Raw genomic sequence first — 20,606 nt, 5'->3', positions numbered from 1 at the left:
AGTCTCAACCGCCGTGCCGTTGCTTGAGGAACGCCTCCAGGGCGGGATTCTCGATCTCCTTCGCGAGCCACGGCACGGCCTGCACGGCCACCTCATCACCCAGCACTGCACGGTGGGACTGCGCCCGTACAGTGAACTCCCGCATTCCGCTCCGGCTGGCCAGCTCGGCGAGCTTCTCCACGAACTTTGACGCCCGCGGCGAGCCCATTGCTATGGCCACTTCCGCCGCCGTATCAAGCAGCCGGGCCGAGTACCAGAGGTACCACGGCTTGGGCTCCAACCCCCGGTCTATCCAGTGCTCGGCGGCGGCCAGGTCGCCGTGAGCGAGGAACAGCCGCGCCTCGGCACCGGCCGCCAAGGCCATGTAGCAGTGGTCACCGGCCAGATCCGCCATCACCCAGGACCGGTCGATCATGGCCGCGGCTTCCTCCAGCTTTCCGGCAGCCAGATAGGTCTCGCCCCGGACCCCGTCCACGAACGGCTCGAACGCCGTCCAGTGCTCCTCCGCAATCCAGACGAGGGCCCGGTCCAGGCATGCCGCTGCCTGGTCCAGTTCTCCGCGGAGCAGGTGCACCCTGCCGAGCAGTGCCTCGCTGAACGCCTGCTGCCGGCGGTTCCCGATCGATTTGGCCAGCTCGCCGGATTCGGTCAATGCAGTCACCGCCTCCCCGTACCTCGCCGTATCGGAGGCCAGCATCCCCTGGATCGCCAGGACCCTCGCCTGCTCGTCGGGGAATCCTTCAGAACACCGCGCTGCACGGACAAGTAGCCCAGTTCGCGGTACGCCGCGGCGGCAGTCCGGGAGGCGCCGTCGGGCCCTTCAGCCTGCAGCGCGCGGTGCAGGAAGTCCGCCACCTCCGCGCCGCGCCCGCCCGCCTGGTGGATCAGGGCGCCGGACAGGGTCACCAGGGATTCGGCGATCAGATGGGCGTCGCCGGTGCGCTGGGCGAGGACCACCGCGAGCCGCAGCTGATCGAGCCCCCGGTCCACGGCGCCGGCCCAGAGTGACGCGCCGCCCGCGTCGAGATAGGACCTCACCGTCGCTGCGGTGGCCGGCATCCCCGGGTCCGCCTCCGGAGCCGCATCGGACAGCGCCCGCCGGATTTCCGCGGGCAGCGGCAGCCCCAGCTCCTCGCGGTAGAGGTTCCCGCACTTGGTGACGTGCTCGCGGGCATGGCGGTGCTCGCCGAGGGCCACGAGCGCTTTGACGAGGACGGCGTTGCAGTCCGCGTGGAAGGGATCGCGCTGCAGTGCCAGTGATGCGAGCTCCGCCGCCTGGCCGGGAGCGCCCGACGCGAGGGCCGCCAGCGCTGCCTCGTAAAGAAGGGACTGGACCACGTTGTCCAGACGGTAGCGCTGGTCCGCCAGCCACGAGTCAAAGACCGGGGAATCGGCGAAGGTCAGCCCTTCCAGCAGTTGGCCACCGAAGCGTCGCGGATCAACGCCCGGAACTCCGGCGGAATCGACCACTTCCAGCGCATCGCAGCGCCACGGCGGTTGAAGTGTCAGCCGCAGGGGATCGCCGGCCACCGTTACGCCGTCGAGCGTCCGGCGCAGCTCGGACAGGTTCCAGCGGAGGGCGCCCAGGGGGTCTTCGGCATCCGGGAAGAGCAGCGATGCCGTGCGGGAGCGGCCGGTGCCGTCCGCCTGCAGCGCGAGGTAGGCCAGCACCGCCCAGGCCTTGCGGCCCCTGGGCTGCAGGGGAGTTGCGCCGGGGGACTCGATCCGGGGCGGACCGAGGAGCCGAATCCAGTTCTCGGCCATACGGCTCATGGTACGCCGCAGGCTCTCCGGCGTCTGCGGGGCTCACACGTTTGCTCACACGCCGGCCGGACACACTGAAATCACCCAATCCGCACACACTCAACCGAGGTGCAACACAATGGAACTGATCGGCATCCTGCTTCTTGGACTCTGGGTTCTCAGCGTCACCGTCCGCGCCGTCCTGACCGACGGCCGTGGCCACCTGCCTGACATCCGCTCCACTGCGCCGTGGACGGCAGGCAACCTTCCCAGTGCGCCATACGCATCGCCGCGGATCTAGCCGGGTCCGACAGCTTCACCTCTTAGGAAAAGTACGACGGCGGGAGGCCGGCAACCGATGCCGGTATCCCGCCGTCGTGCGCTGCTTCCGACGTTCGCGGCGTATCAGCCGGCCTTGAAATCAAAAACAAGCGACGCAGGGAGGGGGGCCCGCAGCATCTCAGGGGTGATGCCGTGAATTGCCTGGATCTTCTCCCCGAACCATTGATCGTGCGGATCGCCCGAGTTCGCGGCGGTCTGGAAGGATTTGGCCAGATCCTCGGCTTCGTGGAACAGGCAGGCAAAGTCCCCCTGCGGGGTCTGCATGAGGCTGACGACTTCCCGGGTCAGGCCCATCCGCTCGCGGGAACGCCGGTGGTCCTCCTTGCGGGGGCCCTCAATCTCCTCGATGAGAGACTTCCACTCGTCCAGTTTCCCGGGCAGAATCGGCGCGAACCAGGTGATGCATTCCATGACAGGTCCTTCCACGCAGTTGCTTCAGCCCTGATGCGGCGGGGGAGTCCAACCGCGGCTGTGCACCTGCATGCTAGTCCTGCGGAAAGACGCGGTACAGAGGCTTTGGATGGCTGGCCGGCTGTGGATAACTTCTCCGGGAAATCGTGACTTCCGCTAGCGTGGTCGGAACAGCAGGGCGCGGCCGACCGAGGGGATGAAAATGGCCGAAAGACTTCGCAGAACCCAGGCCACGGCTTGGACGCTGTGTGCCGTGGCGTTGCTGACGTCATGCTCCAATGACGGCCCGCCCCCGCCGCAGCTTCCGACGTCCATATCTGCGACTGCGTCCCCGGCAGCCGATGCCACAGTGCCGCCAACCGCTTCCCCTATTCCCGCGGGGGCCCACGGGCGTGCCCGGAACGTCGCCCAGCCCGTCATGCGGCCCAATGGCGGTGACGAATCAAAGGAAGGCCTGGAAAACTTCACGCGGTACTTCTTCGATCTGCTGAGCTACGGCTTCGAGACTGGTGATGTCGAGGACTGGCTCAAACTGACCGATCCGTCATGCAAATTCTGCTCCAACCTGGCAGGCGGAATTCGCGCCGGCTACGAGGGCGGAAAATGGCTTGGAGGCGCCAGGGTGTTCACCGAAAGCGTTGATGCGATGACGAAAGACGGGGTCCTGACCCGGAACGTCACGCTGCTGGTACGCCAGGAGGAGATCCGGTTTTTCAGCCCAGACGGGACTGAGACCCGCGCCCCCAAGGCACAGATCGAGCAGCCAACTGTGGTCTTCTTGAGCTACAGGGAGGGTGCGTGGTTCGTTGATGACATGGGGCGCCTGGCGGGGTAGCTCGGCAGCACGATCAGCCCTCGAGCACCAGGACCAGCTCCACGTCCACGTCATCTCCGGCGCGGATGCCGGCCGCGGTCCGGATGGCCTTCTTGACCGGGAGGACGTACGACTGGCTCTTGCTCTCCGGGAAGATCGACGTGGCCCAGCTGTTGCCCGCGATCGACGCCGTAACCTTCACCGAGCCGAATCCCTTGCGGAAGGGAGCGGCCTCGTCCTTGATCTCGTCCGCCAGGTCGGGCGGCAGCGTGATGAAGTGCCACCCGGATGCATCGGGGTAGAGCCACAGCTCGCCACGGAACGAGTACGTCGCAGTCACGATTTGAGTATGGCACCAGCAGGGGTTCCGGCAAGCCCCACCGGCGGTTAACACCCCCGCCATGATCGGTTCACCCGCCGCCGCAACGATAAGCAGCATGACTGCTTTCACCCGCCGAAATGTCCTCAAAAGTGCCCTTGCTGCCGCCGGTGCTGCCGCCGTCGTGCCCGCCGCAGCCTCGGCCGCGCACGCCACCAGCCCGGCCGGCGTCGCGCTGGTCCGCAACCGACTCACCCTCCCGTCCGGTATCTCCACCGGCGATGTGACCGCCGATTCCGGCGTCCTGTGGTCCCGCGCGTCAGGCCCCGGACGGCTGGTGGCCAACCTGCTCGCCGTGGACGAAGATGGTGTGCCGCTCCGCGGCGGCAGCGCCTTCCAGCGTGTGCTGCGGGGGAGCGCCGGCAGCGAAGCCACCGACTTCACCTCCCGGATCAACGCCGAGCACCTCCCGGCCGGCACCCGCTTCGCGCTCACCCTGCACTTCGAGGACGCTGACGGCAACGCCGGCGAAACCGCGCAGGGCTCCTTCAGCACCGCGCCCAGTCAGGGATTGCTCAGCAGCGGCCGCGCGTCCCGCAAACAGAGCTTCGTCTGGACCGGCGACACCGCCGGCCAGGGCTGGGGCATCAACGAGGAGATCGGCGGCATGCGCGGCTACGCGGCCATGCACGCCACCAAGCCGGACTTCTTCATCCACTCCGGCGACACCATCTACGCCGACGGCCCCATCGCCGCGCAGGTCACCGAGCCCGACGGGCAGATCTGGCGCAACCTGGTCACCGAGGAAGTTTCCAAGGTGGCCGAAACCCTCAACGAGTTCCGCGGCCGGCACCGCTACAACCTGATGGACCGCAACGTCAGCGCCATGTACGCCGAGGTACCGGTGATCGCCCAGTGGGACGACCACGAAACCCATAACAACTGGTACCCAGGCGAAATCATCACCGACGCCCGCTACACCGAACGCCGCATTGATGTCCTCGCAGCGCGCGGGCGCCAGGCCTGGCAGGAATACCAGCCCGTCTCCGGCCTCAGCACCCGGATTGGCGACGGCAGCACCGGCTTCGAACCCGCCCGCATTTACCGCAAGATCTCCCGTGGTCCCCAGCTGGACGTTTTCTGCCTGGATATGCGCACCTTCAAGGACCCCAACACCGACGGCAAGGAAACGCACCTCACCCACATCCTGGGCCAAGAACAGGCCGACTGGCTCATCCGCGAGGTCAGCAAGTCCAAGGCCACTTGGAAGGTCATCTCCGCCGATCTCCCGCTGGGACTGATCATCCCCGACGGCCCGGTGAACCAGGAATCCCTGGCCAACCGCGACGCCGGCGCACCCTTGGGCAAGGAACTTGAGATCGCAGGGGTGCTCTCCGCATTAAAGCGCAACCGGGTTAAAAACGTGGTGTGGTTGACCGCGGACGTCCACTACTGCGCCGCCCACCACTACTCGCCCGAGCGCGCAGGCTTCGCCGACTTCGATCCGTTCTGGGAATTCGTGGCCGGCCCTATCAACGCGGGCAGCTTTGGCCCGGGCGAGCTCGACGGCACCTTCGGCCCCGAGAGAGTGTTCTACAAGACCGGCGCCTACGCCAACCAGTCACCTCGCACCGGCGAAAACCAGTTCTTCGGCCACGTGGACCTCAACGAGGACGACGTCTTCACCGTCAGCCTCCGCAACGCCAACGGCACGGTTCTCTGGCGCAAGGAGCTTCAGCCGGAGCGGTAGGGGCTTCACCCCCGGTCAGTCCGCGATGTCCACCGACCGCCCTTCCGCGTCGCTGAGCCGGGCGGCGTCGAGGACCTCAAGCGTGTGGACAGCCTCGGCGCCGGGGACAGGTTCGGGCCCCTTGCCGGCAACGGCCAGCGCGAACTGCTCGTAGTAGGCCTGATAGGCGCCCTGCTCAGACGGCACTCGAACCTGGCCGGCCGCCGTCGTCAGCGTTCCCCAGCGGCTCTCGTCTTCGTAACCCCACACGGCGGGATCGTCCGCCGGGCGTTTGCCGGCCATTGCCGCCAGGGCCTGGACGTCGGACTGCTGGGACACGTAGCTTCCCGCGGAACCGAGCAGCCGCAGTTCCCGCGCGACCAGCCGGTTGCTCTTGGTGGCGGATACGTGGGACTTCACTCCGTTCCGGTGCGCGACGGTCACAAAGAAACCCGAGTCGGTGCGCCCGGCGTCCAGGTCCACCCAATCGAGCGTGGCATAGACGCTGGCGGCCGGGCCGAAGAGCCACAGTGCCTGGTCCACCAGGTGGCTGCCCAGGTCGCGCAGCAGTCCGCCCGCGGGGCCGGCTTCGAGGGTGTCCGGCTGGTCGAGGTCGAAGCGGGACTCGAACCGTGCCACCTTGCCCACTGCGCCGGAGTCCACCACGGAGCGAAGAGTCCGGATGTCCGTGTCCCAGCGGCGGTTGTGGAACACGTTGAGGATCACGCCGGCGTCCGCGGCCGCCTTCACCAGTTCGCGTCCCACCTCGGCGTTCGGTGCGAACGGCTTGTCCGCCACCACGTGCACTCCGGCCGCAACCGCCTCGAGCACCAGCTCGCGGCGCGTCTCCGGGGGCGTGGTGATGACTACTGCATCCACGCCGGCGGACAGCAGGTCGGTGAGGGAATCGTAGAGCGGCACGCCCGGGTACTCCTCCGCGGCCTGCGCACGGCGGGCGGGGGAGCGGGTCACGATGCCCGCCAGTTCCACCCCTTCCGCGGCCGTGATGAAAGGAGCGTGGAAGATCCGCCCGCCGAAGCCGAATCCAACGAGTCCAAGTTTCACAAGATCTCCTTCGTCCCCGTGAGGGTGTTTGTTCGCGCGTGGCGCACTTTGTCCTTATGTTAGAACAAAGTGCCTCGAGTGGGGAAGGTCTGGGAGATGAGGGGTCCGGGAATTTCCGTACCGGCGAGTAGAAACCGTGCTAGCACGGAAGTGCGGGAGGGGTGCCCGGATTCACCATGGATACATCGGAACGCGCGGGAAATACCGGCGAAACCGAAGCCTCAATCCAAGCCCGGAATCAACGGGCGGCACGCCTCATCCACTCGCATCTTTCCCCTCAGGAGTACCTTCATGTCCGACGCACCCACCACCAAGAAGTCCCACACCGTCCGCCGCAAGGTGGCCCTGCTGACCGCCATCGGACTCGGGGCGGTGGCGGCACCGTTCGCCCTTGCAGCCCCGGCCCAGGCAGCCGGCACCAACTACGCCTGCACGGTCACCCCGCTCCGGCCCGTGTTCGCCGGCCACAACTCCGCGGGCGTGAAGCTGGTGGACTACCAGATCCAGGTCCGCTGCAGCACGGACCGCTACGTCAACATCACCCAGCAGCGCTGGGAGGAAGACGACTGGCCCAACGGCGACGACCACCTGGGCACCTCCACGTTCAGCCGCCACCTGAACCAGTACAGCGGAACCGTGACCATCCACAACGTCCGCACGCTGGTGGACGGCGAGATCGGCAACGAGGAGATCTACCAGAAGGTCAGCTTCCAGGAAGGCAGCAACGGCGTGTGGTCGCCGTACACCGGCTGGTACACCAGCGGCGTCACTTCAATGTCGAACTGACGCCCTTCCCGGGGGAGCTGCTGCGCCGGCTCCCCGCAACGCCCAAGGCCCGGTTCCCCCAGCCGGGTCTTGGGTTGTTAACCCGGCCGTCCGCGCCGTCGTCGGGCGCTATTTGCTCCGGTGACGCCCCGCCCCGTCCAAAAGTGCGGGACACTGGAAGTCACACCACCACGAAAGCGGACCACACTTTGATGAATCTCCAGCAGGATGCCGACGGCTTTATCAGGATGAGCCGGCACTTCCCGGAAAAAGTCCGGATCGCCGTCACCTTTGCCGACGGCACCACGGAGGAACTCTCCGGCGGCAGGCTCAACAAGGCCTATGACGACGCCTTGGCCGAGTTCCGCGCCCAGAACCACCTGGATGCGAAGGGCTTCTCGCGGTCGCCGAAGAAGAAAACCAGTTCGGGAAACAAGATCGAGTTTGTCCCCGTCCACCCCGGCATGGGCGACTGACCCCGGCCGCACGTTCCCGGATCACGAGGAAGGCAGCCCATGGGACTGAACGGAGAACCGAGTACCGGACTGACGGACGCCGATGGCTCCGGCAGGCTCGACCCGCTGCTCTATCCGTGGGATCCGCCCGAGGCCTCGGGCGTTATGGGCCGTGCCGGCTTCCTGCCCCTGGACCTGGCGGACCTGGATGAAGCACTTGCGGACGCCAACGCGGCACCGCTGGAGTCCCGCTCCCTGGTGGTCTCCATCGGCTCGAATGCCAGCGCCGACGTGATGCGGCGGAAGTTCGCCGCCTACCACCAGCCGGTCAGTCCGGTCCTGCCCCTGGTCCGCGGGCAGCTCGGCAATATCGCGGTGGGCCACTCCGCCCACGTGAGCCGGGCCGGCTACATCGCCGCCGCACCGTACCCCCGGCCGGGGGAGTCCACCACCGTGTGGGTTTCGTGGCTGGACGAACTCCAGCTGCTGGCGTTGGACGAAACGGAGCCCAACTACCGGCGGATACAGCTCGACGGCGACGCCTGCCCGCTCGCGCTTGACCTCGGCGACCGTCCCGAGGACTTTTCGCTGTTCACCTCGCGCTGGGGCGTCCTGACCGATGGCGACGGCGGGACACTTCCTTTCGTGGATCAGCCGGCCCTGTTCGGGCTGCTTGCCGGAAGCGGTACGGGGGAGCAACTGGAAGCGGGGCAGTCCGTGTTCGACGGGCCGCCGGAACTCGTGGCCGAGCAGCTTGCCCTGCCGTCGGTCCAGGCGTGGGCCAAGGAATGGTTCAGCTCGGCCGGGCTGGCCGCGGCGGTGGACTTCGACGGGCTCTGCTCCGGATAGCCCGCGTCTACGGCGGCTTCAGCTGGCCGCGATGTGCTCCGCAATGTACTTGGCGTCGCGACCCACGCCGGCCACGATCGACGAACCATGTCCGGTCAGCCACGGCAGCCCCACGGCGTACAGGCCGGGGTGCTCGGTGACGCCGCGGAGGTGCCGCGGGTAGTTCCATTCGTCCAGCACCGGGATGTCCAGGATGCCGAAGTCCAGCCGGTAGCCGGTGGCCCAGATGACTGACGTGATGTTGGCAGCTTCGACGTTCAGCCGCGCCGGTTCGGACGGCAGCCAGTCGTCCTTGCGGGGCGGGTCAGCTTCCGGCGCCGTCATCCCGGCAGCAGCTATGTAGGCATCGAACATCGGCCGCATGCGCTGGTAGAACGTGCGCTCAACAACGCCCAGGCGCTCCGGAAGGTCGTCGCTGAAGGTGAGTTCGCCGTCGTCGGCTGCTTCCAGATGGCCGTGCAGACGGACGCCCTGGCGGCCGAGGTCGCGCAGGTGGATATCGTGGCCGCCGTCAGCGCCGGAAACCAGCGGGTTGCACATGAAGCGCGCGGCGGGGGAGGGCAGCTGCCCCACGGTGAGGCCGTTAAGCCCGTACTTGGGCCCGTGCTCGGCGAGCTGCATCATCCAGAAGAGAAGGTCCTGGCCGCGGTACCGGCGGGGCGCTTCCGGGCAGGAGGACACCGCCAGATGGATTTCCCGGCCGACGGCGAGCAGTTCCTCCGCGATCTGACCGCCCGACTGTCCTGTCCCCACGATCAGGACAGCCCCGTCCGGCAATTGCTCCGGATTGCGGTAGCTGTCGGTATGCAGCTGCAGGATGCGGCCCGGGAACTGCGCGGACAACGCGGGGATTTTCGGTTTCTGGTAACCGCCGGTGGCCAGCACCACGTGGCGTGCCCGCCAGGCGCCCTGGGACGTCTCCACATTGAAGCCGCCATCCTCCGCCGCTGCGATGCGCGTGACGTCCGTGCCGGTCCGAACCGGCGCGCCGATGGTCTCCGCATAACGCCGGAAGTACTCGATGAGGTCGTTCCGGGGCATAAAGGCCTCCGGTGCGGGGCCTTCGTACGGCATGCCCGGCAGCGTCAGTGAGAAGTTCGGTGTGTTCAGGCAGAACGCGTCCCAGCGGTCCTGCCAGGCACCGCCGAGGGCGGCACGCCGGTCCAGTAACTGATGTTCGACGCCGGTCCGGTCCAGCCAGTAGCTAGTGGCCAGGCCCGCCTGCCCGGCTCCGATAACAAGGGTGTCCAGCATCGGTCCCATGCAAAAACCATACGCCCGGCGGGGCAGGTTTCAAGGGGGTGACGGGTGCGCTCCGGAACGGGCCGGGAAGTGGCTGCCGGGGGGCTTGGATGGCGCCTGGACAGCGGCCTTCATGCCGGCAGCGCGAGCCGGCGTCCCGGCGTCGTACGTAATTTTTCCGCCGGTACAGCGGCTGACATCTGGTTTGCCTCCGCAGTCTGCAACAATGCTGGAGGTGTCCGGACGGCTCAGCGTCCGGCACCATCTGTTTTTGCGGCCGGACCCGTGGGGAAACAACCACCGTCCCGCAGTTTTGCGAGGCTCCCATCTGGTTTGAGACCGGTGTACGGGCGAAGGCGCTCGACGCCGGCCGCTTCGAGCTCGACGCCGTCAATGGGAGGCTCGGACTGCCCAGCCTGACGCTGTGGCCGCGGCCCTGGAATTACATGGTGACGACGATCGGGACTCCCTACCCCTAAGGAGTGGGTGTAGGACATAGACCGTACCTGCAGGTGCAGGCGCTGCCAGGGGACAGATAGCCGGGTGTGACCCACTCCATAAAAGTCCGACGGCGGCCACTTGGCCTTTTGGGGCGGTGAGGAGGGTTGGGTTTCCGTGTGTTTGCGGGGTTTTTGGTGGTGTGGGTGTGGTGTTGGGGGTGGATTTGTGCGGGGTCCTCTGGGCGTGTAAAGTAATTCGAGTCGCCGCCGCTGATGCGGAAAGATAGCGACCGACCCCCTTCTGAATGGCCTGAAAAACGGCGTCTTTACTGGCGTGCGGAAACCGGGTGGGGATCCTTCCTGTGGCGCTTGTGGTTGGCGGAAACGCCGGTTTGCAAAGCTTCCCGGGATCGGGTAAGTTTGGAAAGTTGCTCCGGAGCGATCCGCGACTGAATGGCCTGTTGGTCTGGTTGTGGTGGTGCCGGGTGTGTCTGTTGTTTGAGAACTCAATAGTGTGCCAAGTTTGTTGATACCAATTTTTTGTATTGAATTGGTTGAATTGACTGGATTGTCCACCCCGTGGATGGTCTGGTTTTTACAGCTGGTTTCAAATTTTGTGCATTGTGTGTATCCCGTTTTCCCGGGGGCGCATGGTGTGTCTGTTTTTGTTTTACTTCAACGGAGAGTTTGATCCTGGCTCAGGATGAACGCTGGCGGCGTGCTTAACACATGCAAGTCGAACGATGACCTCCAGCTTGCTGGGGTGATTAGTGGCGAACGGGTGAGTAACACGTGAGTAACCTGCCCTTAACTCTGGGATAAGCCTGGGAAACTGGGTCTAATACCGGATATGACTCCTCATCGCATGGTGGGGGGTGGAAAGCTTTTTGTGGTTTTGGATGGACTCGCGGCCTATCAGCTTGTTGGTGAGGTAATGGCTCACCAAGGCGACGACGGGTAGCCGGCCTGAGAGGGTGACCGGCCACACTGGGACTGAGACACGGCCCAGACTCCTACGGGAGGCAGCAGTGGGGAATATTGCACAATGGGCGAAAGCCTGATGCAGCGACGCCGCGTGAGGGATGACGGCCTTCGGGTTGTAAACCTCTTTCAGTAGGGAAGAAGCGAAAGTGACGGTACCTGCAGAAGAAGCGCCGGCTAACTACGTGCCAGCAGCCGCGGTAATACGTAGGGCGCAAGCGTTATCCGGAATTATTGGGCGTAAAGAGCTCGTAGGCGGTTTGTCGCGTCTGCCGTGAAAGTCCGGGGCTCAACTCCGGATCTGCGGTGGGTACGGGCAGACTAGAGTGATGTAGGGGAGACTGGAATTCCTGGTGTAGCGGTGAAATGCGCAGATATCAGGAGGAACACCGATGGCGAAGGCAGGTCTCTGGGCATTAACTGACGCTGAGGAGCGAAAGCATGGGGAGCGAACAGGATTAGATACCCTGGTAGTCCATGCCGTAAACGTTGGGCACTAGGTGTGGGGGACATTCCACGTTTTCCGCGCCGTAGCTAACGCATTAAGTGCCCCGCCTGGGGAGTACGGCCGCAAGGCTAAAACTCAAAGGAATTGACGGGGGCCCGCACAAGCGGCGGAGCATGCGGATTAATTCGATGCAACGCGAAGAACCTTACCAAGGCTTGACATGGGCCGGACCGGGCTGGAAACAGTCCTTCCCCTTTGGGGCCGGTTCACAGGTGGTGCATGGTTGTCGTCAGCTCGTGTCGTGAGATGTTGGGTTAAGTCCCGCAACGAGCGCAACCCTCGTTCCATGTTGCCAGCGCGTAATGGCGGGGACTCATGGGAGACTGCCGGGGTCAACTCGGAGGAAGGTGGGGACGACGTCAAATCATCATGCCCCTTATGTCTTGGGCTTCACGCATGCTACAATGGCCGGTACAAAGGGTTGCGATACTGTGAGGTGGAGCTAATCCCAAAAAGCCGGTCTCAGTTCGGATTGGGGTCTGCAACTCGACCCCATGAAGTCGGAGTCGCTAGTAATCGCAGATCAGCAACGCTGCGGTGAATACGTTCCCGGGCCTTGTACACACCGCCCGTCAAGTCACGAAAGTTGGTAACACCCGAAGCCGGTGGCCTAACCCCTTGTGGGAGGGAGCTGTCGAAGGTGGGACTGGCGATTGGGACTAAGTCGTAACAAGGTAGCCGTACCGGAAGGTGCGGCTGGATCACCTCCTTTCTAAGGAGCACCTACAAGCACCGTGCCTCATGTATGTGAGTGTGGCGGGTTTGTCAGGAGTAACGCCCGTTGCGCAGACGATTGTTCTGCGGCGGGTGCTCACGGGTGGAATATCAACAAATAGCGGCCGCTGGTTTTTTGCCGGCACCCAGTACGGACCTGTTCTTCGGAGCGTGTCCTGGAACGGTGCGGGTGAGGGGGCGGCGGTTTAGTGTTTGGCACACTGTTGGGTCCTGAGACAACAGGACCGGTTTCCGCGGCTTTGTGCTGTGGTTCCGGTACTTGTTTGTTTCTGGTTTCCTGGCTGCATCGATCGCATGGTTGCCTGGTCCCTTTGGGGCGGGTGTGTGTGGGGTGTGTGGTACGGGGTTGTTGTTTGAGAACTACATAGTGGACGCGAGCATCTTTTATAAGAAGCAATTTCCAAGAATATGAACCTGGATCTGGCTGCGCGTGATGATGGCATTCCTTTGGGGGTGTGGTTGTTGGGTGTGGTTGGTTTTCGTGGTTCTCTCGAAAATTAGTTTTTTGATCTTTTGTGGTCAAGTTTTTAAGAGCACACGGTGGATGCCTTGGCATTAGGAGCCGAAGAAGGACGTAGGAATCTGCGATAAGCCTGGGGGAGTCGATAACCGGACTGTGATCCCAGGGTGTCCGAATGGGGAAACCCCGCCAGGGGCGCGAGCTGCCTGGTGACCCGCATCTGAACACATAGGGTGCGTGGAGGGAACGCGGGGAAGTGAAACATCTCAGTACCCGCAGGAAGAGAAAACAATAGTGATTCCGTTAGTAGTGGCGAGCGAACGCGGATCAGGCTAAACCGTTCCATGTGTGATAGCCGGCGGGCGTTGCATGGTCGGGGTTGCGGGACTTTCCGTGCTGTCTCTGCCGGGACAGCGAGGTGTGATGTGCAGGCATAGGTGAACGGTCTTGAAAGGCCGGCCAGAGAGGGTGTGAGCCCCGTAACCGTAATGTTGTGTACCGCCTGGGAAGTATCCCAAGTAGCACGGGGCCCGAGAAATCCCGTGCGAATCTGTCAGGACCACCTGATAAGCCTAAATACTCCCTAATGACCGATAGCGGACCAGTACCGTGAGGGAAAGGTGAAAAGTACCCCGGGAGGGGAGTGAAACAGTACCTGAAACCGTGTGCTTACAATCCGTCGGAGCCAGTCTGATTCTGGTGACGGCGTGCCTTTTGAAGAATGAGCCTGCGAGTTAGTGTTACGTCGCGAGGTTAACCCGTGTGGGGCAGCCGTAGCGAAAGCGAGTCTGAATAGGGCGTTGCAGTGGCGTGATCTAGACCCGAAGCGAAGTGATCTACCCATGGCCAGGTTGAAGCGACGGTAAGACGTCGTGGAGGACCGAACCCACTTCAGTTGAAAATGGAGGGGATGAGCTGTGGGTAGGGGTGAAAGGCCAATCAAACTTCGTGATAGCTGGTTCTCCCCGAAATGCATTTAGGTGCAGCGTTGCGTGTTTCTTACCGGAGGTAGAGCTACTGGATGGCTAATGGGCCCTACAAGGTTACTGACGTCAGCCAAACTCCGAATGCCGGTAAGTGAGAGCGCAGCAGTGAGACTGTGGGGGATAAGCTTCATAGTCGAGAGGGAAACAGCCCAGACCACCAACTAAGGCCCCTAAGCGTGTGCTAAGTGGGAAAGGATGTGGAGTTGCGAAGACAACCAGGAGGTTGGCTTAGAAGCAGCCATCCTTAAAAGAGTGCGTAATAGCTCACTGGTCAAGTGATTCCGCGCCGACAATGTAGCGGGGCTCAAGTACACCGCCGAAGTTGTGGCATTCACATTTTATCCAAGCCTTTGTGGTTCAGGAGTGTGGATGGGTAGGGGAGCGTCGTGTGGGCAGTGAAGTCGCGGTGTAAACCAGCGGTGGAGCCTACACGAGTGAGAATGCAGGCATGAGTAGCGAAAGACGGGTGAGAAACCCGTCCGCCGAATGATCAAGGGTTCCAGGGTCAAGCTAATCTGCCCTGGGTAAGTCGGGACCTAAGGCGAGGCCGACAGGCGTAGTCGATGGACAACGGGTTGATATTCCCGTACCGGCGAAAAACCGCCCATGCTGAACAGGGGATACTAACTGCCCGAAGCCTGACCAATCACCCTTGTGGTGTGCGGTTTTTGGTGGAGCGCGGGACCTGATCCTGGGAGGTAAGCGTATTAACAGGTGTGACGCAGGAAGGTAGCCGAGCCGGGCGATGGTTGTCCCGGTCCAAGGATGTAGGGCGAACGGTAGGCAAATCCGCCGTTCATGATGCCTGAGACCTGACGGGACCCCCGTATGGGGGGATTCGGTGATCCTATGCTGCCTAGAAAAGCATCGACGCGAGGTTTTAGCCGCCCGTACCCCAAACCGACACAGGTGATCAGGTAGAGAATACTAAGGCGATCGAGAGAATTATGGTTAAGGAACTCGGCAAAATGCCCCCGTAACTTCGGGAGAAGGGGGGCCCCAACCTTGAACACCACACGCTGGTGGGAGGGGATCGGGGCCGCAGAGACCAGGGGGAAGCGACTGTTTACTAAAAACACAGGTCCGTGCGAAGTCGCAAGACGATGTATACGGACTGACTCCTGCCCGGTGCTGGAAGGTTAAGAGGACCGGTTAGCCGCAAGGCGAAGCTGAGAATTTAAGCCCCAGTAAACGGCGGTGGTAACTATAACCATCCTAAGGTAGCGAAATTCCTTGTCGGGTAAGTTCCGACCTGCACGAATGGAGTAACGACTTCCCCGCTGTCTCAACCATAAACTCGGCGAAATTGCAGTACGAGTAAAGATGCTCGTTACGCGCAGCAGGACGGAAAGACCCCGAGACCTTTACTATAGTTTGGTATTGGTGTTCGGAGTGGCTTGTGTAGGATAGGTGGGAGACGTTGAAGCCCGGACGCCAGTTCGGGTGGAGTCATCGTTGAAATACCACTCTGGTCACTTTGGACATCTAACTTCGGCCCGTAATCCGGGTCAGGGACAGTGCCTGATGGGTAGTTTAACTGGGGCGGTTGCCTCCTAAAAAGTAACGGAGGCGCCCAAAGGTTCCCTCAGCCTGGTTGGCAATCAGGTGTCGAGTGTAAGTGCACAAGGGAGCTTGACTGTGAGAGAGACATCTCGAGCAGGGACGAAAGTCGGGACTAGTGATCCGGCGGTACATTGTGGAATGGCCGTCGCTCAACGGATAAAAGGTACCTCGGGGATAACAGGCTGATCTTGCCCAAGAGTCCATATCGACGGCATGGTTTGGCACCTCGATGTCGGCTCGTCGCATCCTGGGGCTGGAGTAGGTCCCAAGGGTTGGGCTGTTCGCCCATTAAAGCGGTACGCGAGCTGGGTTTAGAACGTCGTGAGACAGTTCGGTCCCTATCCGCTGCGCGCGCAGGAAATTTGAGAAGGGCTGTCCTTAGTACGAGAGGACCGGGACGGACGAACCTCTGGTGTGTCAGTTGTACTGCCAAGTGCACCGCTGATTAGCTACGTTCGGATGGGATAACCGCTGAAAGCATCTAAGCGGGAAGCTCGCTTCGAGATGAGATTTCCATACACCTTGTGTGTGAGAGGCCCCCAGCCAGACCACTGGGTTGATAGGCCGGATGTGGAAGCGAGGACTAACGACTCGTGAAGCTGACCGGTACTAATAGGCCGATAACTTACACCACACACCACCCCGCAAACCCGACTTCAAAAGGGGTTTGCACCCAGGGGGTGGTACAAAGAAACAAGACTGCTTGCGTCCACTATGTGGTTCCCAACCAACAAACCCGTTGCGTTGCAGGAACAAAACACAACAAAATAACAACACCACAACTGCCTTAACACCGCAGAAAAGTTGTAACCACCAGATTTCCCACCACCACCCCCACGGGGCCGGCCGGTGCGGAGCAAGGGTTACGGCGGTCATAGCGTGGGGGAAACGCCCGGTCCCATTCCGAACCCGGAAGCTAAGACCCACAGCGCCGATGGTACTGCACCCGGGAGGGTGTGGGAGAGTAGGTCACCGCCGGAACACCATTCAGGTCGAGAGCCCCAACCACACGGTTGGGGCTCTCCCACTTTAACCACCACACACCACGCCGTTGCCGTCAGTCGAGCTCAGCTGGCCGGGTCGTACTGGAACTCCCGGACCTCTTGCGAGCAGCGGCAGGCGACGGCGATTTTCGCGGCCCACTCAAGTGCCGACTCCCGCGAGGGCAGCTCGAGAATGGTGTAGCCGCCGTTGGGCACCTTGTGGCCTGGGTACGTACCTTCGGTGACGCTTCCGTCACCGGCCACGAGAACCGGGTCCACGCCCTCATTGATCCCGCCGCCGAAGACGTAGACACCCGCCGCCTTGGCCTCCTCGATGACTGCATGTGAGGCTTCGACCACCGACTCGAAGTCCCCCTCGGGGATCACCATTGCCTCACCGGGGAACGAGATCAGGTACTTCGTCATTCGAGAACTCCTCTGCTCCGGCGTCGCCAACCGTCGCCTCGTCTCTGCGGCTCCGCCCTGGTGTCCAGACGATTATGGCCCCAGCCCCCGATAGTTGGTCAAGAGAGAGCGTCCGGGAAAAACCCGCAGGAAGTGAGAGAGCGTGCGGGGGCGGAACACCTGGTGCTCCACCTTCGTTGTACCCACGGGGCTTCGGGACGCCGGCCATCGGCACGCTCCATCAACGATTGCGAGACACTTCATGACGGCACGAACCATCGTTATCACCGGAGCGAGCGACGGCATCGGCGCTTCCGCCGCGCGGACGCTGGCCAAGGCAGGGGAGCGGGTGGTCGTCGTCGGGCGTTCCGCGGCGAAGACCGAGGCGGTGGCACGGGAGATCGGCGCTGACTACTTCGTCAGCGATTTCGCTGACCTGTCCCAGGTGCGCACACTGGCGGCACAGCTGAAAGAGAAGTACCCGCGGATCGACGTGCTGGCGAACAACGCCGGCGGGATCATGGGCAAGCGTGAGCTGACCGTGGACGGCCACGAGAAGACGTTCCAAGTGAACCACCTGGCGCCGTTCCTGCTGACCAACGAGCTCATGGACGTGCTGACGGCAAGCACTGCGACAGTCATCAACACGTCGAGCGCCGCCAATGCGTTCGGTCACGTGGACCTTGAGGACCTGGACGCAGCCGGCAAGTACTCCACCAACAAGGCCTACGGCACCGCCAAGCTCGAAAACATCCTCTTCACCACCGAGCTGCATCACCGGTACAACGCCGCCGGAATCGCCACAGCCGCCTTCCACCCGGGCGGCGTCGCCACCAACTTCGCCGCAGAATCGACCAGCTGGTTCCGTTTCGCCTATAAGACATTCATCAAGCGGTTCATGCTCACCCCCGATCAGGGCGCCGACACCCTCGTATGGCTTGCCACCACCACGCCGGGACAGGACTGGGTCTCCGGCGCCTACTATGCCAAGCGGGCGCTGGCCAAAGCCAACAAGCAGGCCTACGACGCCGGGCTGGCCCGGCAACTGTGGGACCGCAGTGAGGCGCTGGTCAGCAGTGACAAGATCGACCAGCGTAGCTAGACACTCAGGCCTCGAGGTGAACGCCCTGCAGCTCGTCAATGGCATCCGCCGAGCGGAGCAGCGAGAGCTCCAACCCTGATTCCGGTTCCGGATGGGAAAACAGATACCCCTGCAAGGAGTCGCAGTTCAGGTTGATCAGGTAACCGGCCTGGGCCCCGGTCTCGATTCCTTCCGCTGTCACGGTCAGGCCCAGGCTGTGGGCCATGTTGATCATTGAGTTCAGGATGGGCAGTTTCTCCGCTCCGGTACGGACCATGGACACGAAGGAACGGTCTATCTTCACCGCGTCCACCGGAAGTTCCTGCAACCGCCCCAGTGAGGAGTAGCCGGTGCCGAAGTCGTCCAGCGCCACACGAACGCCGGCATCGCGGAGCGTGTTGAGTTGCCGGATCACGTGCGCGTCGGGATCAAAGAAGACGCTCTCCGTCACTTCCAGGACCAGCTGCCGCAGATCCGCCGCGCAGGAGGCTGCCAGCTGCAAGACATTCTCGGCGAACTGGCAGTCCTTGAGCTGAACTCCCGAAATGTTGACGGCAACAGAGCGTCCGGGATCTTCAGCCAGCCAGGGCTGCAGCTCAATGAAACTGTGCCGCATGACCTGCATGCCAATGGCCGAGATCAGGCCGCTGCGTTCTGCGGTCGGAATGAACTGTCCGGGCGGAATCATCTCACCGTCGCGTTTCCACCGGGCCAGGGCTTCAAACTGCACCACGGCGCCAATTTTCGGCGAAATCACCGGCTGGTAGTGGACCATGATCTGCCCGGCGTCGACGGCAAGACGGAGGCCGGCCTCCATGTCCGTCCGCTGGACCAGCGCCGTCATCATGGCCGGTTCGAACCTCATGTACCGGTTCTTTCCCGCCGCCTTGGCTGCGTACATGGCGACGTCGGCCTGTCGGAGCAGTTCGGAAGCAGCCACCCCGTCCTGGCCCGCGGAGGCCAGGCCCAGGCTGAGGCTGGGACGAAGCATGGTTCCGTCGATCCACATGGGGACATTCAAGGACGCCACGATGCGCTCCGCCACAGCATCCGGTTCAGGGGAGCCGGTCAGCAGGACCACGAACTCGTCTCCGCCGAGACGGGCCACGGTGTCGTCAGGACGGACGCAGGACCTCAGCCTGCGTGCCACTTCGGTCAGCATCTCGTCACCGGCATGGTGGCCAAGGATGTCGTTGACTTCCTTGAAATCGTCCAGATCCAGCAGCAGGACATCCACGGTCCCGGCCGGGCCTTCCCGGAGCGATTCAGCCAGCTGGTCATGGAACAGCTTGCGGTTGGCAAGCCCGGTCAGGGGGTCCTGGAACGCCAGGGCCTTGAGCTGGGCTGCCTGCTCGGCCAGATCGGCCATGGCCCGCTTCGCCTGGTCCTGGGCAGCAAGCCTGGGGGTCACGTCGCGGAAGCTCCAGACGCGGCCCACCACCTTGTCCGCCACCTTCTGCGGACGGGAGTACCGCTCGAAGGTCCGTCCATCGAGGAACTCCAGAACGTCGTTGCTCTCAGCCAGCGGGTCGGCATAGAGCTCCTGCACTTTATCCAGGAACCCTTGAGGATTCTTCAGGAGCCCGAGCACATAGCCGATCACCGCCTTATCATCGTGCGTGGTCAGAAGCCCGCGGGGAATGCCCCACATGGACACGAACTGCTCGTTGACTCCGGCGATTTGGCCGTCCGTTCCGACAACGAGAATGCCGTCGGCCGTCGACTCAAGGGTGGCACTCAGCAGGGAGACCGCCTCCCGGAGTCCGTCGTCGGCCTCGTCGCGCGGGCGCGCGGCGCGGACCGTCACCGTCATGGACATTCCGGTCTGTGAGCGGAGCAAGGCGCAGGCCACCTCGCCGTGGATCTCCGTGCCGTCGCGTCGAAGGCCGTAGGCCTCAAACGGCGGGTTGTCAGCTGTGCCGCCGACGCGGCGCATGCCGTTGAACAGGCGTTGGAACCCCTCGCGGAAGCCCTCTGCCAGGATTGTCCGGTGGTCGCGGCCCACGAGCTCAGCGCGGGGGTAGCCGAACATGCGCTCCGCAGCACTGTTCATGAAACAGATCGTGCCGGATTCCCCGATGACTAACACGGCATCGGGCAGTGAATCGACGATGGCCTGGTAATCCCAGCCGGACACCGCCTCCGGTTCCTGGCCCTGCTGCGGCGCCATCACAGCACCCTAAAAAGAAAATGAGACCGCATGTGCTTCATGGAATGTCCTCCCCTCCGCACATCATAAAGGGCGTTGGGAAGAAGCGCTTGTCACATGGCAAATGACGTCAGTGCAAATGGAGACGACGGGCGCCGTGGCTCCCGGGCGGTCCATCCCCGCGGGCCTTGATCGCCCGCGCCAGGGCGTGGAACAGCTCCGCCGTGAACCGATACAGGCCAAGGGCTAGTGCCCGCACCCCCAGCAGGAGGAGTTGTACCAACCCCGCCACGACCAGGAGCAGCGCGGCGGGAATCAGGACTGGCAGCAGGGTCAGGAAAGCCAGGATGATGGCCGCAAGGTAGCCGGCGGCGTAACTGACGATCGTCGCCTGGTCCACCGGAACTTCGCCCCCAAACCTGATTGCCCCGCGTTCGGGGCTCGGCATGCCTTGCTTCTATAATAAGTACACTTAGAAGTCTGGACCAGAGGTGGCGAAAGATGCTTCCCTGCCGCGTGTGGGCACCGGACCCGTCCGCCGATCGCGTCCTCGGCCACTCACGCCGGACGCCAATCACGCG

16 protein-coding genes and 3 rRNA genes are annotated in these 20,606 nt (G+C 63.2%); 10 read left to right on the top strand and 9 right to left on the bottom strand.

The window, feature by feature from the left end; genetic code table 11:
• Nucleotides 1-4: 4 nt before the first annotated feature.
• Nucleotides 5-661, bottom strand: coding sequence for a tetratricopeptide repeat protein (locus AC6JAC_RS16620; RefSeq protein ID WP_497965529.1), 657 nt, complete (start codon nucleotides 659-661; stop codon nucleotides 5-7).
• Nucleotides 658-1,764, bottom strand: a complete 1,107-nt coding sequence (locus tag AC6JAC_RS16615) for an AfsR/SARP family transcriptional regulator (protein WP_497965527.1) — start codon at nucleotides 1,762-1,764, stop codon at nucleotides 658-660. The genes AC6JAC_RS16620 and AC6JAC_RS16615 overlap by 4 nt, the downstream gene beginning before the upstream one ends.
• 118 nt (nucleotides 1,765-1,882) lie before the next feature.
• On the opposite strand from AC6JAC_RS16615, the gene AC6JAC_RS16610 reads away from it, so the two are divergent.
• Entirely contained in the window at nucleotides 1,883-2,044 is a 162-nt protein-coding gene (locus AC6JAC_RS16610; protein WP_454697883.1) for a hypothetical protein, read from the top strand.
• Between the two features lie 104 nt (nucleotides 2,045-2,148).
• Here AC6JAC_RS16610 and AC6JAC_RS16605 read toward each other — a convergent pair whose 3' ends face one another.
• Entirely contained in the window at nucleotides 2,149-2,496 is a 348-nt protein-coding gene (locus AC6JAC_RS16605; protein WP_497965525.1) for a hypothetical protein, read from the bottom strand.
• A 196-nt stretch (nucleotides 2,497-2,692) separates the two neighbouring features.
• Here AC6JAC_RS16605 and AC6JAC_RS16600 point away from each other — a divergent pair, with 196 nt between their 5' ends.
• Nucleotides 2,693-3,331: a DUF6318 family protein gene (locus AC6JAC_RS16600; protein WP_497965523.1), complete on the top strand. Its 639-nt coding sequence runs from the start codon at nucleotides 2,693-2,695 to the stop codon at nucleotides 3,329-3,331.
• 13 nt (nucleotides 3,332-3,344) lie between these two features.
• Here the strand turns inward: AC6JAC_RS16600 and AC6JAC_RS16595 are convergent, their stop codons facing one another.
• Nucleotides 3,345-3,650: a DUF1905 domain-containing protein gene (locus AC6JAC_RS16595; protein WP_497965521.1), complete on the bottom strand. Its 306-nt coding sequence runs from the start codon at nucleotides 3,648-3,650 to the stop codon at nucleotides 3,345-3,347.
• A gap of 97 nt (nucleotides 3,651-3,747) precedes the next feature.
• Here AC6JAC_RS16595 and AC6JAC_RS16590 point away from each other — a divergent pair, with 97 nt between their 5' ends.
• Nucleotides 3,748-5,379 (top strand): alkaline phosphatase D family protein, encoded by a 1,632-nt coding sequence (locus tag AC6JAC_RS16590; RefSeq protein ID WP_497965519.1) that lies wholly within the window; start codon nucleotides 3,748-3,750, stop codon nucleotides 5,377-5,379.
• 15 nt (nucleotides 5,380-5,394) lie between these two features.
• Here the strand turns inward: AC6JAC_RS16590 and AC6JAC_RS16585 are convergent, their stop codons facing one another.
• Complete coding sequence (locus AC6JAC_RS16585; protein WP_497965517.1) at nucleotides 5,395-6,423, bottom strand: Gfo/Idh/MocA family oxidoreductase; 1,029 nt, start codon at nucleotides 6,421-6,423, stop codon at nucleotides 5,395-5,397.
• Nucleotides 6,424-6,714: 291 nt separating this feature from the next.
• On the opposite strand from AC6JAC_RS16585, the gene AC6JAC_RS16580 reads away from it, so the two are divergent.
• The 3 genes from AC6JAC_RS16580 (at nucleotide 6,715) to AC6JAC_RS16570 (ending at nucleotide 8,492) form a co-directional block, all read left to right on the top strand.
• Nucleotides 6,715-7,209 carry a hypothetical protein gene (locus AC6JAC_RS16580; protein WP_028272189.1) on the top strand — a complete coding sequence of 165 codons (495 nt, stop codon included), beginning with the start codon at nucleotides 6,715-6,717 and terminating at the stop codon, nucleotides 7,207-7,209.
• 188 nt (nucleotides 7,210-7,397) lie between these two features.
• Nucleotides 7,398-7,664: a hypothetical protein gene (locus AC6JAC_RS16575; protein WP_497965515.1), complete on the top strand. Its 267-nt coding sequence runs from the start codon at nucleotides 7,398-7,400 to the stop codon at nucleotides 7,662-7,664.
• A 39-nt stretch (nucleotides 7,665-7,703) separates the two neighbouring features.
• Nucleotides 7,704-8,492 carry a hypothetical protein gene (locus AC6JAC_RS16570; protein WP_497965513.1) on the top strand — a complete coding sequence of 263 codons (789 nt, stop codon included), beginning with the start codon at nucleotides 7,704-7,706 and terminating at the stop codon, nucleotides 8,490-8,492.
• Nucleotides 8,493-8,510: 18 nt separating this feature from the next.
• Here the strand turns inward: AC6JAC_RS16570 and AC6JAC_RS16565 are convergent, their stop codons facing one another.
• Entirely contained in the window at nucleotides 8,511-9,755 is a 1,245-nt protein-coding gene (locus AC6JAC_RS16565; RefSeq protein ID WP_497965511.1) for a flavin-containing monooxygenase, read from the bottom strand.
• Between the two features lie 1,094 nt (nucleotides 9,756-10,849).
• Between AC6JAC_RS16565 and AC6JAC_RS16560 the strand changes: the two genes are divergently transcribed.
• From AC6JAC_RS16560 to rrf, 3 genes are all read left to right on the top strand, one after another.
• Nucleotides 10,850-12,375 (top strand): 16S ribosomal RNA (locus AC6JAC_RS16560).
• A 540-nt stretch (nucleotides 12,376-12,915) separates the two neighbouring features.
• A 23S ribosomal RNA gene (locus AC6JAC_RS16555) occupies nucleotides 12,916-16,041 on the top strand.
• A gap of 230 nt (nucleotides 16,042-16,271) precedes the next feature.
• A 5S ribosomal RNA gene (gene rrf / locus AC6JAC_RS16550) occupies nucleotides 16,272-16,388 on the top strand.
• Together the 16S, 23S and 5S rRNA genes form the textbook arrangement of a ribosomal RNA operon.
• 86 nt (nucleotides 16,389-16,474) lie before the next feature.
• On the opposite strand, the gene AC6JAC_RS16545 is transcribed toward rrf, so the two are convergent.
• Nucleotides 16,475-16,816 carry a YciI family protein gene (locus AC6JAC_RS16545; protein ID WP_497965509.1) on the bottom strand — a complete coding sequence of 114 codons (342 nt, stop codon included), beginning with the start codon at nucleotides 16,814-16,816 and terminating at the stop codon, nucleotides 16,475-16,477.
• Between the two features lie 241 nt (nucleotides 16,817-17,057).
• On the opposite strand from AC6JAC_RS16545, the gene AC6JAC_RS16540 reads away from it, so the two are divergent.
• Nucleotides 17,058-17,897, top strand: coding sequence for an SDR family NAD(P)-dependent oxidoreductase (locus AC6JAC_RS16540; RefSeq protein WP_497965507.1), 840 nt, complete (start codon nucleotides 17,058-17,060; stop codon nucleotides 17,895-17,897).
• 4 nt (nucleotides 17,898-17,901) lie between these two features.
• Here the strand turns inward: AC6JAC_RS16540 and AC6JAC_RS16535 are convergent, their stop codons facing one another.
• Together AC6JAC_RS16535 and AC6JAC_RS16530 are read right to left on the bottom strand one after the other, a co-directional pair.
• On the bottom strand, nucleotides 17,902-20,046 hold the full coding sequence (locus tag AC6JAC_RS16535) for a putative bifunctional diguanylate cyclase/phosphodiesterase (protein WP_497965505.1): 2,145 nt from the start codon (nucleotides 20,044-20,046) through the stop codon (nucleotides 17,902-17,904).
• Nucleotides 20,047-20,155: 109 nt separating this feature from the next.
• Nucleotides 20,156-20,473 carry a hypothetical protein gene (locus AC6JAC_RS16530; protein ID WP_497965503.1) on the bottom strand — a complete coding sequence of 106 codons (318 nt, stop codon included), beginning with the start codon at nucleotides 20,471-20,473 and terminating at the stop codon, nucleotides 20,156-20,158.
• Between the last annotated feature and the right edge of the window lie 133 nt (nucleotides 20,474-20,606).

This window comes from Arthrobacter sp. KUASC02, assembly GCF_059739395.1.
Note: the sequence above shows the minus strand (reverse complement) of the source record. Positions and strands in the feature narration are given on the sequence as shown.

Bases quoted from the DNA above. Each gene is read 5' to 3' on its own strand.
- AC6JAC_RS16540 (WP_497965507.1), top strand. From the start codon at position 17,058: ATGACGGCACGAACCATCGTTATCACCGGAGCGAGCGACGGCATCGGC.
- AC6JAC_RS16610 (WP_454697883.1), top strand. From the start codon at position 1,883: ATGGAACTGATCGGCATCCTGCTTCTTGGACTCTGGGTTCTCAGCGTC.
- AC6JAC_RS16535 (WP_497965505.1), bottom strand. From the start codon at position 20,046: ATGGCGCCGCAGCAGGGCCAGGAACCGGAGGCGGTGTCCGGCTGGGAT.
- AC6JAC_RS16605 (WP_497965525.1), bottom strand. From the start codon at position 2,496: ATGGAATGCATCACCTGGTTCGCGCCGATTCTGCCCGGGAAACTGGAC.
- AC6JAC_RS16545 (WP_497965509.1), bottom strand. From the start codon at position 16,816: ATGACGAAGTACCTGATCTCGTTCCCCGGTGAGGCAATGGTGATCCCC.
- AC6JAC_RS16615 (WP_497965527.1), bottom strand. From the start codon at position 1,764: ATGGCCGAGAACTGGATTCGGCTCCTCGGTCCGCCCCGGATCGAGTCC.
- AC6JAC_RS16580 (WP_028272189.1), top strand. From the start codon at position 6,715: ATGTCCGACGCACCCACCACCAAGAAGTCCCACACCGTCCGCCGCAAG.
- AC6JAC_RS16590 (WP_497965519.1), top strand. From the start codon at position 3,748: ATGACTGCTTTCACCCGCCGAAATGTCCTCAAAAGTGCCCTTGCTGCC.
- AC6JAC_RS16530 (WP_497965503.1), bottom strand. From the start codon at position 20,473: ATGCCGAGCCCCGAACGCGGGGCAATCAGGTTTGGGGGCGAAGTTCCG.
- AC6JAC_RS16600 (WP_497965523.1), top strand. From the start codon at position 2,693: ATGAAAATGGCCGAAAGACTTCGCAGAACCCAGGCCACGGCTTGGACG.
- AC6JAC_RS16570 (WP_497965513.1), top strand. From the start codon at position 7,704: ATGGGACTGAACGGAGAACCGAGTACCGGACTGACGGACGCCGATGGC.
- AC6JAC_RS16565 (WP_497965511.1), bottom strand. From the start codon at position 9,755: ATGGGACCGATGCTGGACACCCTTGTTATCGGAGCCGGGCAGGCGGGC.